General features: G+C 51.6%; 13 protein-coding genes. 1 reads left to right on the top strand and 12 read right to left on the bottom strand.

The annotated features are described in order from the left end of the window. Positions 1–6: 6 nt before the first annotated feature. Together OCY70_RS27515 and OCY70_RS27510 are read right to left on the bottom strand one after the other, a co-directional pair. Positions 7–987 carry an isochorismatase gene (locus OCY70_RS27515; protein ID WP_213429257.1) on the bottom strand — a complete coding sequence of 327 codons (981 nt, stop codon included), beginning with the start codon at positions 985–987 and terminating at the stop codon, positions 7–9. A 20-nt stretch (positions 988–1,007) separates the two neighbouring features. Beyond that, positions 1,008–2,642, bottom strand: a complete 1,635-nt coding sequence (locus OCY70_RS27510) for a (2,3-dihydroxybenzoyl)adenylate synthase (protein WP_373871483.1) — start codon at positions 2,640–2,642, stop codon at positions 1,008–1,010. Between the two features lie 407 nt (positions 2,643–3,049). Between OCY70_RS27510 and OCY70_RS27505 the strand changes: the two genes are divergently transcribed. Beyond that, entirely contained in the window at positions 3,050–4,294 is a 1,245-nt protein-coding gene (locus tag OCY70_RS27505) for an IS110 family transposase (RefSeq protein WP_261944499.1), read from the top strand. Positions 4,295–4,435: 141 nt separating this feature from the next. Here OCY70_RS27505 and dhbC read toward each other — a convergent pair whose 3' ends face one another. From dhbC to OCY70_RS27455, 10 genes are all read right to left on the bottom strand, one after another. Beyond that, the gene (dhbC, locus tag OCY70_RS27500) at positions 4,436–5,698 is read right to left on the bottom strand and encodes an isochorismate synthase DhbC (protein ID WP_213427683.1); all 1,263 of its coding nucleotides are present in this window, start codon (positions 5,696–5,698) and stop codon (positions 4,436–4,438) included. Between the two features lie 24 nt (positions 5,699–5,722). Then, a complete protein-coding gene (locus OCY70_RS27495) occupies positions 5,723–6,511 on the bottom strand; it encodes a 2,3-dihydro-2,3-dihydroxybenzoate dehydrogenase (RefSeq protein WP_213427684.1) in 789 nt (262 codons plus the stop codon). A gap of 13 nt (positions 6,512–6,524) precedes the next feature. Beyond that, positions 6,525–7,373, bottom strand: a complete 849-nt coding sequence (locus OCY70_RS27490; RefSeq protein WP_213427685.1) for an alpha/beta hydrolase — start codon at positions 7,371–7,373, stop codon at positions 6,525–6,527. A 13-nt stretch (positions 7,374–7,386) separates the two neighbouring features. After that, on the bottom strand, positions 7,387–8,412 hold the full coding sequence (locus OCY70_RS27485; RefSeq protein ID WP_213427686.1) for an ABC transporter substrate-binding protein: 1,026 nt from the start codon (positions 8,410–8,412) through the stop codon (positions 7,387–7,389). Positions 8,413–8,462: 50 nt separating this feature from the next. Next, entirely contained in the window at positions 8,463–9,680 is a 1,218-nt protein-coding gene (locus OCY70_RS27480) for a helix-turn-helix domain-containing protein (protein WP_213427687.1), read from the bottom strand. A 412-nt stretch (positions 9,681–10,092) separates the two neighbouring features. Further along, complete coding sequence (locus tag OCY70_RS27475) at positions 10,093–12,540, bottom strand: beta-ketoacyl-[acyl-carrier-protein] synthase family protein (protein ID WP_213427688.1); 2,448 nt, start codon at positions 12,538–12,540, stop codon at positions 10,093–10,095. 11 nt (positions 12,541–12,551) lie between these two features. Next, positions 12,552–13,601, bottom strand: a complete 1,050-nt coding sequence (locus OCY70_RS27470; RefSeq protein ID WP_249724884.1) for an aminomethyl transferase family protein — start codon at positions 13,599–13,601, stop codon at positions 12,552–12,554. Beyond that, entirely contained in the window at positions 13,591–16,395 is a 2,805-nt protein-coding gene (locus OCY70_RS27465; RefSeq protein ID WP_213427689.1) for a GNAT family N-acetyltransferase, read from the bottom strand. The genes OCY70_RS27470 and OCY70_RS27465 overlap by 11 nt, the downstream gene beginning before the upstream one ends. Beyond that, positions 16,392–16,877: a 3-hydroxyacyl-ACP dehydratase FabZ gene (fabZ, locus tag OCY70_RS27460; RefSeq protein WP_213427690.1), complete on the bottom strand. Its 486-nt coding sequence runs from the start codon at positions 16,875–16,877 to the stop codon at positions 16,392–16,394. Before fabZ ends, OCY70_RS27465 begins: the two co-directional genes overlap by 4 nt. A 6-nt stretch (positions 16,878–16,883) precedes the next feature. Next, entirely contained in the window at positions 16,884–17,171 is a 288-nt protein-coding gene (locus OCY70_RS27455) for a phosphopantetheine-binding protein (RefSeq protein WP_213427691.1), read from the bottom strand. Between the last annotated feature and the right edge of the window lie 25 nt (positions 17,172–17,196).

The raw sequence follows: 17,196 nt of genomic DNA, 5'->3' as shown, positions 1-17,196 counted from the left end.
CTCCTTTTATACGGTAAAATAATCGCGGTTCGGCAAAGAGCGGCTCATCCGGGAAGAGAGAAGCTGCCACCAGTCGGCCAATGTGGGCCGTTCGGCCAGCTCCGCGAAGCTTACCTCGGCTCCGCCGCGGCGCCACCGTTCGATCAGGCTCATAATCCGGATCGAGTCCAGTCCCCAGATATGAATCAGGTTGTCATCATCCGCAATTCTGGACGGATGCTCCTGCAGCAGTCCGGCCACTTCAACGCGCACCGCTTGCCGCGTCAATGGCCGGGGTCCGCCTTCAGAGGGCCTATTAAGGCTCGGTTCAGACCCCGGTGCGGAGTCCGATTCGTACGCCGAATCCCCCAGGCGAGCCAGTTCCTCGAGGAGACGCCGGGTCGTTATCGGGACCGCGCAGCGTTCGGCCGCGTAAGCGAGAGCCATCCGATGCTTGTCCGCCGAGAAATCCGCGACGGCGTCGGCGACGAAGAAAGGCTGCACATCCTGCATAAATGCTTCGCATGCGGTCATAAGGCATCCGATATGCGCATAAATGCCGCACACAATCAATTGATCCCGGCCGCGCTGGCGCAAGATATCGAGCAGCTCTGTCTTTTGAAACGCGCTGTAGCGCCATTTCGTCACTACGATATCATGCTCGCCGGGAGCCAGCGTTTCCACAATTTTTTTCTGATAAGGCCCGTCGTTCATGCCCGGCCCCCAGAAATCGCTCAGCAATCCGCGCCGCTCGGGACTCTGTCCGCCGGGCTGCGCCGAATACACGACAGGAATGCCGAGAGCGGCGCATTGCGTGCGAAGCTTCCGGATGTTCGCCAACAATTCCGGAACAGGCGATTCATCCGCGTTGAAAGCGTCGACGAAGTATTGCTGCATATCATGAATCAGAAGAACGGCCCGCTTCGGATCGGGCGTCCAGGCCGCCTTGTTCGCCGGCAGGTCCGGTTCCGCAGGCATCGGATAAGGCAATATAGAAGGAAGAGCCATAACATCTCCTCTTTTCATCATTATTTTGACAGATTGGCGAGCGTGTTCTGCTTATTGGCAATGAACTCGCGCAGCACCTTTTTGCTGACCTTGCCAACCCCCGTCTTGGGGAACGAATCCGTGAACTCCACGCGATCGGGGATTTTGTATGCCGCTAACCCTCGCTCCCGGAGGAAGGCTTTCAGTTCAGCAGCCGTCAGCGGCGAGGACGGATAAGGAATAACGAAGGCGCATGTGCGCTCCCCGAGGAACTCGTCCGGCATCGCCACCACCGCCGCATCATGCACGCCGGGATGGGCCAAAAGATGATTCTCTACCTCTTCTGCCGCCACCTTGTCTCCGCCGCGATTAATTTGGTCCTTGGCGCGGCCTTCAATGACCAGATAGCCGGATGGGGTCAATCGGGCCAGGTCGCCCGTACGGTAAAATCCGTCGGTCGTGAACGCCCTGGCGTTATGCTTCTCGGCCTTGTAATAGCCGCGGATGGTATAAGGTCCGCGCGTCAGCAGATGCCCCGTGCCGCCCGGCCCGACTTCGCGGTCATCGTCATCGACCAGCCGGATTTCATCATATGGCGACATCGGCCGTCCTTGCGTGTTCACGACGATATCTTCCGGATCATCCAGCCTCGTATAATTCACCAGCCCTTCCGCCATTCCATAGACCTGCTGCAGCGTGCAGCCCATCGCGTCGCGTACCCGCTTGGCCGCCTCCGCGCTGAACTTGGCTCCGCCTACCTGCAGCACCTGAAGAGTAGACAGGTCATCACGGCGGGAGCCCGCCGCATCGAGCCAGATCAAGGCCAGCGGCGGCACGACGGCCGTAATCGTGACGCCTTCCTGCGCGATAAGGGGGAAGGCGATGTCGGGACTCGCTCCAGGCGCCAGCACGACCTTGCCGCCGGCATAGAGCGTTCCCAGCGTTCCCGGCGAGCTGAGCGGATAATTGTGGGCGACGGGAAGCACCGCCAAATAGACGCTGTTCTCATCCAAAGCGCAGATCTCGGCGCTCACCCGCAGACTGTAGATGTAATCATCATGCGTGCGGGGAATCAGCTTAGGAAGCCCGGTCGTCCCGCCGGAAAGCTGGAAAAAGGCAACATCCCCGGGCCGCGGTCCCTCGATGTCGTCCGCAGGCTCGGCATACAGATCGTCCAGCGCCGCGTACTTTCCCGCATCCCCGGCCACAATCACGTGGCGCAAGCCTGTAACCGCCTCCCGCACCTGGTCGGCAAGCTCGCGGTAATCAAATCCCATGTCGATATCAGGGATAATATAAGCCGCCGCTTCCGTGAATTCGCACAAATAGACGATCTCGCTCTTGCGATGGGCCGGCAAGGAAAAGACGGGCAGCGCGCCCAACCGGAACAGCGCAAAAATAACTTCAAAAAATTGCGGAATATTCGGCAACTGAACGATAACCCGATCCCGCGGCCGTATCCCCATGTTGCGGAATCCGGCAGCGAGCCGGTCCGCGCTGGCGTCAAGCTCCGCATAGCTTATCCGCCGATCGCCGCTGACGATCGCAACGCGATCCCCGTGAGCCGAGGCGCGCTGCCGCAGCATCCGGCCGAACGTCTCTCCGCGCCAGCATCCCAGCTGGCGGTACCGTTCGGCCCATTCTTCCGGCCATGCAGAACATCCTGGCAGCAGCATGCTCATCCCTCCTCGTATAGTATTTCCTGAAGGCAGTTTTGAGTCTTTTTCCAGTCCTTTATAGGAACATAGAATGCCTTCAAAATTTCCAGCTTGCACATTGAAAATTAATATGGGGACTGGACTTTCCGGAATGTCTCTGGACAATGGAACTTAGGGTTCCATTCGGGGAAATTCGTCTCCCTCCTGTAGTCCAATCTACTTTTTAAGTCTGTTTCTCCGGTACTCGCTTGCACTTCTTACCCGCTGGCTGTTCCCTTCGGCAACTCATGCCCGACTGTAGCAGCGTCGGGGCAGCTCATGAACCGAAGCGTGTTCTCATATGCGAGGGTGATTGATCGGCGAGTGCGCCGGAGACAGTCCGGAGAGTCCGTTCCCTGAATCCCTTATAGAAAGGAGGAATTCTCTTGAAGCTTTTTGTCGGTATTGACGTCAGTTCCGAAGAACTGGAAGCCTGTTTGATGAAATCGGATGGCGACACCCTGGAGACCTTCAAGACCACCAACAATCTGCACGGCGCCTCTTACTTGCGGGATCGCATCATTTCTGCTGCGGTCAAGACAGCCTGCTCTGAGGTTCATATCGGGCTTGAAGCCACATCCGTCTACAGCTGGCATCCAGCCATGTACTTGCATGAAGATGAGGCCCTTCAACAATTGAATGCCAAGGTGTTCACCATTAATCCGAAGCTGATTAACAAATTCAAAGACGCTTATGCCGACCTGGACAAAACCGATCGCATCGATGCCTGGATCATTGCAGACCGCCTGCGTTTTGGCAGACTCACGACGACTATCGTGATGCAGGAACAGTACATCGCCTTGCAGCGGCTCACTCGCATGCGATTCCATCTCGTACACAACCTTACCCGCGAGAAGCAATACTTTTTGCAAAATCTGTTCTACAAGTGCAATGCTTTTCGCGCGGAGGTGGACAGTTCCGTGTTCGGCCATGCCATCATGGAAATGCTCTCGGAAAAGTATAGTCTGGATGAGATGGCGAATATGGATGTCGCCCGTTTGGCTGACTATCTCAAGGACAAGGGGAGAAATCGTTTCCCCGATCCCGAACACGTCGCCCGCTGTATTCAAAAGGCGGCTCGGGCCTCGTACCGTCTCTCGAAGGTTGTCGAGGATTCCATTGATTTGGTGCTGGGCACCTCAATTCAGTCGATCCGGAGCATCCAGAGTCAGCTTAAAGAGCTCGACAAGGCGATTGAGCGCATTTTAGACGGCATTTCCAGCAGCCAGTGCCTCCGTTCCATTCCGGGCATTGATCGGGTCTATGCCGCAGGCATCCTGGCCGAGATCGGCGACATCGACCGCTTCACGGATCAAGCCGCCTTGGCCAAGTATGCGGGTCTGACGTGGCGCAAGCACCAATCCGGCTCCTTCGAGGCGGAAGATACAAAGCGCATTCGTTCCGGCAACCGATTCCTTCGCTACTACCTTGTTGAAGCTGCCAACTCGGTAAAAAACCGCGACCCGGAATTCGGGGAGTACTACCGGAAGAAATTCAATGAAGTCCCTAAGCATCAACACAAACGTGCCCTCGTCTTAACGGCAAGAAAACTTGTGCGTCTGGTCGATGTGCTGCTACGCAACGACCAACTCTATACGCCCAGAAGGAAGGTGAAGCCGACAGAGCAATAATGCCTTGGCTCATGAATTTTCTTCTCTAATTCCCAGTTAAATTATGGTATTTTACTTAATTTTCGACTGGGTCTAGTTTGGTGATGCCTTTTTTGGGATTGATCCTGCTGCACGCCAAGGAAATTTTCCAATTCTCATCAATCAGGGACTTGACATCATACCGCTGGACTTCACCGTCGACAGTTGTTCTTGATCCAGTCCCATGGCAAGCAGCAGCGTGCGGAACTTGGCCGATGTCTCCGCAAGCTCCGAAGCCGCGTTCGAGCCCGCGACGATTCCCGCTCCGGCGAACAGGCGCAGCGTCCGTCCTTCCGCCTCCGCGCACCGGATCGTGACGGCCCACTCCCCGTCTCCATTCACGTCGCACCAACCGACCGCGCCCGTATAATACCCCCGATCGAAGGGCTCGATCTCGCTAATCGCGACGCGGGCCAGATCGGTGGGCGTTCCGCATATGGCGGGCGTCGGATGAAGCGCCATGGCCAATTCCAGCGAGGAGACCGCAGGATCGGCAAGCTCCCCGGTTATGTTGGTGGAGAGATGCCACATGGTCTTCGTCCGGATGAGCGACGGCCCGGCAGGAACATGCAATGCCCGGCAGTAGGGACGCAAGGCGGCGGTGACCGCATCAATCACGACTTCATGCTCATGTCGGTCCTTGCCGGAGGCCAGCAGCGCGGCCGCCCTGCGCTTGTCCTCGTTCGGATCATCGCTGCGGGCCGCGGAGCCTGCCAGCGGATTGGCCGTAACCCGCAACCCCGTCTTCGTGACAAGCAGCTCCGGGCTGGCCCCGATCAGCGTGCGGGGGCCCGTGCGCGCTTCCGCCGCTCCGTCATCTCCCGCCGCCAAATCGACCGCAAACGTATAGCCATGGGCATTATGGGAAGCCAAATTGCGCAGGAGTTGATGGACATCGACAGCTTCCGGCGCCGTCATGAGCAATGTTCTGGACAGCACCACCTTCTGAAGCGCTCCTTCGCCAAGGCGGGCCAGCGCTTCATTCACGCCATCCATAAACCTTTCCGGCTCCGGAATCGGCTGTACCTCCCATGCGGAGGCCACGGGCCGTTGCCCCGGCATGCTGGCATTGCGGCGCAATGGTCCTGCCCATTGCACATCGTTCGGCACGATAAGCTGCGCGGGCTTCGCAGGAGCGAATGGAATCGCGCCCGCGACAAGCGGCATGGCATGCCCGGCCTGTCTGGCCACGGCCAGAAGCGCCGCCGCGCGCTCGGGCAGGCAATGGCAGCCGTCCAGCCCCTCCTGATCCGGCACCCGAGCCCATTCTCCCTGTGCGAGCAGGGTCCGTTCCGGCGAAGAAAAAAAGAAGGACGTTCCCGTCCGGTATTGTTCCAGCAGATCCGCGGCAGACGCCGCAAGAGCCGCATCTTCATATTTCAGCATTTCAACCTTCTCCTTCCATCTATCTCAGCACCCCAAGGTCGCACCGCCATCGACGCATAATTCATGCATCGTAATATGCCGCGCCCGGTCGGATACGAGGAAGATCACCGCATCGGCAATATCGGAGGGCATGGCCAGCTTGCGAAGCGGAATTCCCAAGCGGAACGCCTCCGGCGAGCCGGCAATGACTGCAGCGGATCCGTCCTCGCCGTTCCATAGAACCCGCTGCATGTCCGTGTCCGTAGATCCGGGCGCAACGATGTTGCAGCGGATACGGTTCGAGGCGTACTCCAGTCCGAGACATTTGGTGAACATGGCTGCGGCCGCCTTCGAAGCCGCATAGGCGGACATATGCATCCGCGGCACTCCGGCCGCGTTCGACCCCACGGTCACGATGGAGCCGGAACCGCGGAGCGCCATCCGTCTGACGACGGTGCGGGACACATAAAATACGCCGTTGACATTGACCCTGAAAGTCTCCTGCCAATCCTCATCGCTAAGCGACTCGATGGGCCCTGGCCGCAGCAGCCCCGCCACATTGACGGCAATCTCAATCGGACCCAGCTCCTGTTCGATTCGCTCCACCGTTTCTTCCACGGCCGCCCGGTCACCCACGTCTGCCGGGTATCCGGCGGCACGGAGATTCCCCGCGCCGCTTAGCTCGGCGGCGAGCTTCCCGACGCCCGCGGCATTCCGATCGACGGCCGCAACGATGGCTCCGAGTCCGGCCAGCCCTCTGGCCACCGCTTCCCCGATGCCTTGGGCAGCGCCGGTAACCAATGCGACTTTTCCCTTGATTCCTGCATGTTCCACCTTACTCAACCCCTCATTGTTGCTCCGGATGCAGGGCAAACCGCAATGCCCGGCTGATCAGAATCGGCAGCACCGAGACATGCCCTTCATCTTCAAATTCTTTGTATACGGCGCTCACTCCCGAATCGGAAAGAGAAGACAGACGTTCCGCAAGCTCCCTGGCGCTGTCGCAATTGCGCGCGACATGGCTTTTCTCCTGCTCCCCGACTCCGAGCAGCAGCCGGACGTTGACGGGCTCCTCCCGCACACGGGCCGTGAATGTCCGCTCCTGTTCAAGTAAATATTCCTTGCTCCAATGGATGGACGGACTGCCTGCAATATAGTGCCGGAACGCGTCCGGCTTCGTAAACAGCGCATACAGCACGAACAGACCGCCGAGAGAGTGCCCGAAAATCGTCTGCCGATTCCGGTCAATCCGGAACTCGCTCGCGATCTGCGGCTTCAGCTCTTCCTCGATGAATTGGAGGAACGCCGCTGCCCCGCCTTGTTCAGGCAGCTCTGCTCCATCGGATCTGCACCTGTACTCCGTATTCGGAACCGGCGTGTAATCGTAAAAGCGATCCGGCGCATAGGAGGCCTCTGTCTCATAGCCAATTCCTACAATGATCGCCGGAGTCACTCCCGTCTTGTCGGGACGGCGGCTCTGCAAGCGCACCGCCTCGGCCATCGTTCCGAATACCGAGTTGCCGTCCAGCAAATAGATGACCGGATATCCCGAAGGAGGGGGCTCCCCCTCCGGCTGCGCCACGATAATCCGGTAGGTGCGGTTCTCGGCCCGCGAACGCAGCGTCCATTGCTCCGCGCGGGGAATGCCGACCTGGCGGCGCGAAAGATGTTCAAGCGCAATCATGTTCCGTTTCATGTCATCCCCCCGCTCATTGCGTCAGCAGCCGAACCGTGTCGTCAACAATTTTCTCGTAAGCGATAAGCCCGCTGCCAAGCCAGTATTTATTGCTGACTTCGTACACATGGCCCTGCTTGACGGCAGGAATGCTCTTCCAGATCGGGCTTTCCATCATTTCTTTCATGCGCTCCGTCCCTTGGTTATAGGCATTGATGACAAAAATATAGTCCGCGTCCAATTCCGGAAGAATCTCCATGGATATGTTGGCGCTATTCTCATTCCCTACGAGATCGGATATGCCAAGCCCCAGATCGCGGTGCACGACATAACCGCACAAGTACTGCCCGCCCATCAGGCTGACGCCTTTGCGGGCAAAGCGGATAATCGCCACCTTTTTCTCTCCGACCGCTTCCTTCAGCTTTTCCTGGGCTTCCTTCACTTTTTGCTGATAAGCCTGCAGCGCCTGATTGGCCTCCTCGGTTTTGCCGAGCAGGTCTCCTATGGCAGCGAGGGATTTCTCAATATTTCCGGAAGCATTTTTGAATACATAGGTTGGCGCAATCTTGGAGTAGGCTTCGTAGTTCCCGTTCTGGGCATAGGTTTCCGTATGCAAAATAATCAGATCCGGATTGTAAGACATTAACGTCTCCGGCGATGGCAGCCCGGCCGAGAAATCAAGCTTCGGCACATCTTTCAATTCCTCTTGCAGGTAATCATGTCCCAGGTTTCCGTTGGACCATTGCGCCACCGGCTTGACGCCCAGCTTGAGCAAGGAGTCTTCCATGTTGGGAGCGAAAATGTTCTTCGGCTCGGCAGGAATGGTGATTTCATGTCCAAGCTCGTCCGTTACCGTCCGCTCCCCGGAAGGCTTCGCGCGGCCGTCGTCCGCTGCGGCAGACACTTCCGAGGCGGTTGCGGAGCTTGGTTGGCCGGTCGGCGCGGCTTCGCTCTCCGCCATCGAGCAGGCCGTCAGGACGCTTCCCAGAAGCACGCAGCACAGTAATCCCGACATACGGGCCATGAAGCCGGACTTGGCATGAATTAGAGATTTTGACACGGTAAATCTCCCCCTAAGTGATAATGATTCTCATTCGAACTGAGTATAGATCAGGTGGCGAAGGATTCACCATAGCCATTATCCAGAAAACCATTTGGACAATTTCCGGTAAACAGCAGCAAGGCTTCATCCAGCATCCGCGTGATGGCGACGGCCGAATATTCGCACCACGGATCGGAGGCAATGGGGTAGACATACCGGTTCTTTACCGCTCTCAGCTTCCGCCATTCGGGCGAATGCTGCAGCGCCAGCCAGAAGGCGCGGGACGACGCTTCGGGACATACCAGGACCAGAATTCGGTCGGGGGCAAGCTCCGCCAATTGCTCCAATGTCAACGGCGGACCGCTGGACGCGCCGCGCCGGCACGCGGATTCCAGCTTGAGGTCGTGATAGAGCACCTCCTCCAGTCCGCGGTTCCCGTATATATGGATTCGGTCCCTATAGATGCGCAGAGCGAGTATCTTGTCCTGTCCCAACACTTCGCCAATCTGCTTCCGGGCGGACTGAACCCTCTGCTCATACCGGCCTATCCATTGCGCCGCCTTGTCCTCTCTATTTAAAAAACGGCCAATCTTCCGCAGTTGATCTCGCCAACCGTCTTGCGCCGACAGAATGAGAGAGGGAGCGATCTCCTTCACTTTCGTCTTCTCCAGGGAAGTGAGATGATCAGTGCCAATAATCGCATCGGGACGAGCCTGCATCAGCTGGTTCAGATTCACTTCGAACGGGCGATAGGCATAAGGAGCGGCAAGCATCAGATGGAATCGAATCTTCGTTCGCAAGGCGTGATAGTAATGAGGCGTCCACTTCGGATCGAGCGGCGCCGCCACCGGCATGACATCCAGCGCAAGCAATTGCCCGATCAACGCAGAGGAGCAGGCGGCGATATGCCGCCTCGCGTTCTTCGCGAAGTCGGACGGAGACACGCCGACTTCTTTCTTGAATTTGCGGCTAAAGTAGAATTCGTCCTTATACCCTACCTTCAAGGCAATATCCCGCAGACGCTCTCCAGTTTCAGCCAAATATCGCTTCGCGTGGTTCATGCGCACGGCCGTCAAGTAATCCATAGCGCTGAGGCCATAGGTTTTCTTGAAGAGATCGACAAAGTATTTGGGGCTGATATTGGCCATCCGAGCCAGTTGCCCGATCGACAGAGATTCATCATAATGCCGATCCATAAATTCTTTGATCTCATTCAAGTCGGTTTTCCGGCCCCGGTCAGGCGTCCGCAAGCTTCTGTCTGTCGGCAGCTCTTTTTTTGAAACCACGAGGAACCTCCTTTTGCTAATATAAGATGTGCATGAAGCATGGGATGAAAGCCGCCTTCTTCAATGATAATGATTATCATTATCGTTAATTAAGTTACCATAAGAATTTACCCCAGTCAAGAAAATTATGGAAGAAACGCCCCATCGAGCGCAGCGTTTGCCTCTGCTCGATGGGGCGGTGTTTGTTATGGCAGCATTCCCGGCACAATCCCAGCGCCAACTATAGGTAAAACTTTTTTTTCAAAAGTTGCTCTCAGGGTAATACAGTAGCCTCAATTTTTATAGTTTCGCTACCTTTCATTTCTCTCTCTCCCTATTAATTTTGATTTATGGTTAAAAAACCGCTGTTAGGCAGGTTTTCCATAACACAACAAGAGAACTTGCTCTCGCGTGATAGGCTTGCTTTATACTTTCATTGCTCGTACTTTCCAATGACGACGGTATTATAGTTGCCTCCATAAGAATACGCACTAATTAAAGCATGGTCTATCTTGGCATCACGGGCTTCTTCTGTGACAAAATCAATTCTTCCGTTATGACAGGTTACATTTTGGGTCGGAGGAATTTTTCCGTCGAAAGCACATAAAGCGCTAATCAAGGAAAGAAGTCCCGAACTGGCAAAGGTTTCTCCAAATACGGACTTGGAAGCACTTACGGGCACCCTGTCTCGGAATAGGCCGTGAATGACCCTTTCTTCCACACTGTCAAAATAAGGATGTCCATTGGCAGCCGCGCCAATATAGCCAATATCATCGGCACCTATTCCCGCTTCGCGCAAGGCCATTTCCATAGATGTTTTCCAGGCTTTCCCCGTATGGTTTACGCTTCCGATTTTGCTGTCATCCGAGGTCAACCCGAACCCTTTGAGCTCTGCAAAAATACTTGCCTTTCTTCGTAAGGCCGCTTCCTCGCTTTCTATAATAAAAGCGACACTGCCTTCTCCGAGAATCGTCCCGCTTCTAGCAGAGCCAAACGGTTGAATTTCGTCCGATGTTAAAAATCTGTTGATTTTGGAATGTCCCTCTACGATCGGTTTGTTGACTTCATCCGAAGCCACAACAATAAACGTGTCGTAATCACTGGACTGAATCAAAGAATAGGCGTAATACAGGGCGCTAATCCCGGAAACATTGCCGCACGACACCGTTGATGTAGGGCCTTTCACTTTAAAATTTAATGAAATATGGCCGGCGGCTGCATTCATGACTGTATTTGGGAATAATTTGGCATTTGCTGATTTTACCCCCTCTTGGATAATAATCCGGTTAAAGCTTTCCACGGTTTCAATAGGGCCTGTACTCGTAGCGAAAATGATGCCAATCTTCTCCCTATTATCACGGTCAATCTTCAGTTTTCCATGTTCTAATGCCATTTTGACGGATACAACCGCATTCCGGCTGATCGCATCCATTTTACGTAATAAATTGGGATGAATCATTTTCCGGAAATTGATTTCAGGGATTTGACCTGCCTTCACACAAGAGGAGGATTCCGCTTCCCACTTTTCAATCGGAGAGATACCGCTTTTCCCCTGAAGCAGGCATTCCTTCACTTCCTCCAGGCTGGCGGCGTTTCCTGCAAGAGCTCCGATGCCCGTGATTACCACTTTCTTCACCGGCTTTTCTGCGGCCCGTTCGTTTCCACCCTGGTATTTCCGGAATAGAATGCTGGCATTGTTCCCCCCAAAAGCAAACGAATTGGACAAGACGTAATCCAGATGCTCGTCTCTTCCTTCATTCGGAACGAAATCAAGATCAAATTTCTGACTTGCTAGGTCAAAATTAATGGTCGGGGGCAAAAAGCCATGCTGAATGGCTAAAATACTCGTCACGGCTTCAGCCGCTCCCCCTGCTCCCAACATATGGCCAATCATGGATTTGGTAGATGAGACCGGTACCTTATGGTCGCCCGTTAAGGCCAGAATCGCCTTTGGTTCAGACATATCATTAGCCGGGGTACCTGTCCCGTGTCCATTAATATAAGAAATTGCGTTACTCTCGACATTGGCTTTTCTTAACGCCCCCTGCATGGAACGTAACGCCCCTTCCCCTCCCGGGTCCGGTGCCGTCTGGTGGTACGCATCGGAAGATAAATCGTAATCCAATACTTCTGCCAAAATAGAAGCGCCGCGTTCCAAAGCATGCTCTAGCTTTTCTACAACAAGGATCGCCGCTCCCTCTCCAATAACTACCCCGTTGCTTTTGCTGTATGGAGATGGAGGAGTCGGGACTAACGCCTGCAAACTGTTAAAGCCGCTCAACGATAATCTGGATAACGGATCTACCCCGCCCGTGATCATAACGTCAGCTTTATCATTCCGAATGATGTCCAATGCATACCCGATGGAATTCGTTCCCGCCGCACAGGCATTGGAAATAACCATCTTGGGTCCTTTTATTCCTAATGCGCGCGTAATATTATCGCAGGGAGTATGAATGAGATATTTATAAAGTAAAGCTTCATCCGCATGCTGAATGCCCTTTTTCAGCCACTGCTCATGAAATTCTTCTCCGCTCAGCATCCCGCCCAGAGAGGTTCCCAATGAAATTCCGACCCGGTAAGGATCGAGCGATTTCATCTGCAGATTCGCATGGGTCACCGCTTCCCTGGCTGCAACAACGCCTAATTGGCCGCAGCGGTCCATCTCATTGAGCTCTTCTTTTGAAAAATAGTCTTCCGGATGAAAATCAGCAATCTCTCCGCCCAAATTCGTTAGCATATCGGACATATCAATATTGTTTACGACTTTAATGCCGGATTTTCCGGTTTTTACCCGTTCCCAGAACTCATCCAGGTTTTTCCCGTTCGGACACATAATCCCCATTCCGGTTACAACAATGCGCTGCTTATTGGTATTCATAGCTGTCACCCTTATATTGTTTTCATTTCCCACGACTTGCAAAGAATATATGGGGAAGATTGCGTTGTCGCCTCAAATATCCGGTTTTGTTTGTCTTTGATTTGGAAGTGAATTCCGGAAACCGCAAATGGCTCGCGTAATAATCCGATCCCAAGCTTGGCATGTAATCCCGGGCTCTCTTTGAATTCTATGACTTTTCCGATGGCATGCTCGCCCACATAGATTTCATCATCCAACGATACGGGATTTTCGCTGTCCGTCGTGAATCCGACGATTCTTTGGCTAATCCCTTTCTCCAATTGCTGTTCCAGAAACTCTTTTCCAATAAAAGCATCTTTGTAAAAATCAACAAACCACTCCAGGCAAACTTCAAATAAAGACAGTTCTTGTCCTTGTTTAAATTCAAAATAAGGGTGGCGAATCTCTAGCATGGCTGTTTCCAGCGCCTCTTTATCTACGTCCTGAAGAGCGATTTCTTCAAAAGAATTCATCATCTCCAGAACAGCGTCTCTGAGCTCTCTTTCAAATAAAAGCTGGTACCCGTACTCTCCGGTAACCCCGGTTCTTGCCAATATGATTTCTGTCCCCTGGAAGGTAGTCGGGGCAAACGACTGAAACGGAAGCGATGAGATTTCGAAGTGCAAAAATTGCTGGGCAAGCTTCCAGGCATAAGGTCCTTCAAATCCAATTAAGGAGTGGCTTTCACTGATATCCTCAATCTCCACCTGATTTTCCTGCTTTTCCCGATTCTCTTGCAGCCAGGCGAGAACTTGCTCCTTCTTATCGGATGCCGTAATGATAGTAATAGAGTCTTCGTTTTTAAAGAGATTGACAAGATCAATCACCGTTCCATCTTCCCGCAGCAGAAGCGCATAAGCGGTTTTCTCTTCTTCCATAAATTGAATATCTTTGGTCACAAGCCCATCCAGAAATTCCACATGCTCATCGCCCTTGACTACAATCTTTCCGGCGGAAGACAACTCTATTACGCCAATACCGCTCCGAATGGCCTCATACGCACTTCTTTCCCTTGTTTGGATACCTGTCTGATTATTCATCATGTGATTCCTCCAGTTCCTCTAGTAGCATTTGTGAAAAAGAGAGACTCTCCTGCATGGTTTCTCCGACAACAAAATGAAATTGCAGATTTTCCCCCTCTTCACAGGTAAACAGTCCAACTTGGATTCCTTTTTTAAACCATTCATAAACAGCCATTTTTGTATTGGCCGATGTAACGAAAATAGTCACAAATAAGCCATTAACGAATTCGATAGTCATTTTACTGTCTGCGTATATTTTTCTATTTTGGTTTTTTGGTAAAATAACGAGTTGTTTTCCATTTTGCCAACCATACATTTTTTTAATAGACGATTTCCCCTGCCGCCCCCAGAAAAAGTGAAACACAAAATGTTTATCATCTTTGTTTTTTTTCATGTTGACTTGCAGTACCGGAAGATGATAACTCGCTAAATATTCAACTTGCCAAGCTCCCATGTCGCAGGAAAGCAGCTTTAGAACATGGCCGTTCACATATTTATCAGCTGTTTGTACGTCTTTAACCCGGGGGTGTTCGGCCATAGATTGAAAAACCAGTCCCTTATCATTGAATGAATACGGGATATTATCGGGAATCATGAAACCGGGTAAAAAGAAGCATCCCTCCAAGGCAGGTTTTGCTTTTCCAATCTCCTTCCCTTGATAAGCAACATAGGTGATTGCTCCCTGCTGCTTCCCGATTTTGATAGCAAACCGATTATTTTGAATGATATAATGCTGTTCTTCTTTCGTAGTGATGATTTTTTCATCCGCCCGAACGACGTCCGGACCGGCAAATGGAGCGAGAACATTTTTACTCTCCACGATATTCGCGTAGACCTCTCCTACCTTTTCTTCAACCGTATAATAATGAGTTTTGCTGATATATTTGTCATTCGGGCCTTTCGTAAATACGAGTGCGGGCATCCATCGCAACCCGTAGAGTACACGTTCTACCGCGCCCTCCCACATCATTCCTAATGTCACATTCTGATCTTCAAATACGGTATAGTTCATTCGGTATTCTTCGCTTTGAGCCGGTAAATCAAACCCGTCCACATATTCAAAGTCATGCAAGGAAAACGGTTTTTCCCCGTAAATCATCGGAAATTTTATATCCTGCGTTTTCAAAGGTACGGTCATTTGAGCGGCATAGAGCATACACCAAGGATAAATCTTTATTCTTTCTCCTGATTCGGCATCATCTTCTATTTTCAACGTTTTTTCCGAGAAAAAGGAGATATGGCGCTTCAAGCCTGTCCGCCGGTGAAAGATGTGTATACGGTCTTCCGAATCCTTTCCCCATGTAAGATCATTCAGCTTCGGTTCTTTCACGGCATTACAAAAAGGATAATCCAGATCCGGCCAAGCTTCTTGAGCTAACTGCTGTCCTGTTTTAAAATCGTACAGATACAAGCATCCTGTTTTTTTATTTACTTTCGCGCTTAAATACATGCTTTCCAGGATCAGATGCTGCTCGTCCTCGTATGAGTTGCAGTGCCCATATGTATGGACGGGAACTGGTATACTCACCGTATCTGAATCGTTGTGTTGCCGGCCCGCGGCCGAAATCAGCAGGTTGGCAACCCCGTTCTTTCGGGCATTTAATTGAAGTTCATGCGTGACTTTTGCACCGGACTCCACAACGAACTCTTCAACTGGTTTCAAGACCGCAGCTTCCAATACTTCTGGATTATCAGATTGAACTTGTAATCTATATATCAGACTTTCGCCGGAATTATTTTTTACAATGACAGGATAAACAGTTTCCTTGCCGCTTACTAATTTGGGCGCTTCCTTCACATACACTTCTAAAGAGGCTTTAATGGTGACTCCAAAAAAGAGTTCCAGCTGAAAATCCTTCGTTTTTAACGTTGTAACCAGTTCACCATCAAAGGTATCGGTTAATTGGACTACATCTTCCCATTCATATAGCTGATCCGGATCAAAGGATTGGGTGGTTTCCGAGATGGCTTGTTGACCCAAAAATGCCGAGATATCGGCTGTGACAGCTTCTTTAAAATGATGCTGAAATACGTAATGGACATGTACTTCCTGTCCTGCCGCCAGATTGTTCCCTTCCTTGATGTAGCTTGTAAAGAAAACATGCTTCGTTTGTACCTTTGTCATTTTTTGGCTTTTTACGTCAATCCACCCGTTTGCCTCTCTTGAACCAAGGTCAATGGAATACTTGACCGTTTCAATACCATTTTCTACGATGGCATTACTGTTCAGATTCCGCATGGACTGTACGGGTTTGATCGTCTTCCATCCCCTCGACACCAAGGCTTCCCGGTCAGGCGGTTGGAAAGCTTCCACAAAATAACGGATTAGATACGGCAAATAACTTCGTAAATTTAAATAGCCGTCGTAATTAATGTAAGACCTGCTCGTCTGATAGAGTCCAACCCGTTTATAGAGAGACATGGCCAGCTTATCTTCCGGGTTCACTTCCGTATCAATGTATCGGATGCCTTGCTGAATCAGTTTCCGAATAGCATAAGTAAAAAATTTATCCGGAATGCTTCCCGAACGAAACTCCGGGTGAATTAAAAAGTATCCGGCCCATGCTGCATCCGGTTCAGCCGCTCTTTGGCTTGACAAATTCGAGAATAATAACGTTCCAATGATGTCTCCCTTATACTCTGCCGCAAGATATAAATTGATTTTCCGTTCTTGAAACAGCTGCTTTATATCCTTCTCTGTTAACGGATACCCGTACCGGACAGGCCCGTACTGATACTTATTGTAAAATTGCGCCAAATGATAACTGTCACTCTCTGTACATTCGCGAATGCCAATAGGCTCATGAGAAATCATACCGGCTCAGCCCTTTTAGATACTTGAATGCTTCCTGCGGCCACTTTCTTATTTTCCACGTAAGCTTCAACTTCCACTTGAGAGATTAATCCTAGTGACCGTCCGATTTGAACATGTAATTGCAGTTGATCTCCGGGTACAACGGGCTTTAAAAATTTCATGTTGCGCAGAGATACTAAATACCCAACATATGCACTCGGGTCTACTTCCAATTCACCATTCATTTGCCCGCCCTTTTTCTCCAATTCTCCGGTTACATAGACAACCGCTGTCATTTGCGCTAGAGCTTCAATAATAAGAACCCCCGGCATAATCGACTCATTCGGAAAATGGCCTTCAAAGTAAGGTTCGCTAATGGTCACATTTTTAATGCCGATTCCCCGTTTTCCCGGCTCCAATTCAATGACTTTATCCAGTAAAAGAAACGGCCATCTGTGGGGCAATAGATCCCGAATTTGATCTGCAGTTAGCACTGGCCTCACCCCGCATCACCCCTCCTTATTTTCTTCAATGAAATCCGCAATTTTATTAATAGAACCCAGCACGACCATATTTTCATCATATAAAGCGATTCCAAACTCTTCTTCGATCGCTAATAAAAGCTCTAATGCATCCAATGAATCTATTCCTAATCCTCTTCCGAACAATGGCTGGTCGTCCGTAATAAGATGCGGTTCAATGTTCAAATCTAACCGGTCTATAATAATTTCTTTAATTCTATTAGTAAGTTGCTTTCTCTCTTCAGCTTGGGTTATTGTTTTTTCATACGTAAGCATGTCTCTTGACCTCTCTTTAGTTAAA

The organism is Paenibacillus melissococcoides, from assembly GCA_944800085.1.
GTDB lineage: Bacteria > Bacillota > Bacilli > Paenibacillales > Paenibacillaceae > Paenibacillus_B > Paenibacillus_B melissococcoides.
Note: the sequence above shows the minus strand (reverse complement) of the source record. Positions and strands in the feature narration are given on the sequence as shown.

Excerpts from the sequence above, each read along its gene's own strand:
- OCY70_RS27515 (WP_213429257.1), bottom strand. The coding sequence starts at position 987 with ATGGCTCTTCCTTCTATATTGCCTTATCCGATGCCTGCGGAACCGGAC.
- OCY70_RS27510 (WP_373871483.1), bottom strand. The coding sequence starts at position 2,642 with ATGCTGCTGCCAGGATGTTCTGCATGGCCGGAAGAATGGGCCGAACGG.
- dhbC (WP_213427683.1), bottom strand. The coding sequence starts at position 5,698 with ATGCTGAAATATGAAGATGCGGCTCTTGCGGCGTCTGCCGCGGATCTG.
- OCY70_RS27490 (WP_213427685.1), bottom strand. The coding sequence starts at position 7,373 with ATGAAACGGAACATGATTGCGCTTGAACATCTTTCGCGCCGCCAGGTC.
- OCY70_RS27475 (WP_213427688.1), bottom strand. The coding sequence starts at position 12,540 with ATGAATACCAATAAGCAGCGCATTGTTGTAACCGGAATGGGGATTATG.
- OCY70_RS27470 (WP_249724884.1), bottom strand. The coding sequence starts at position 13,601 with ATGATGAATAATCAGACAGGTATCCAAACAAGGGAAAGAAGTGCGTAT.
- OCY70_RS27465 (WP_213427689.1), bottom strand. The coding sequence starts at position 16,395 with ATGATTTCTCATGAGCCTATTGGCATTCGCGAATGTACAGAGAGTGAC.
- OCY70_RS27455 (WP_213427691.1), bottom strand. The coding sequence starts at position 17,171 with ATGCTTACGTATGAAAAAACAATAACCCAAGCTGAAGAGAGAAAGCAA.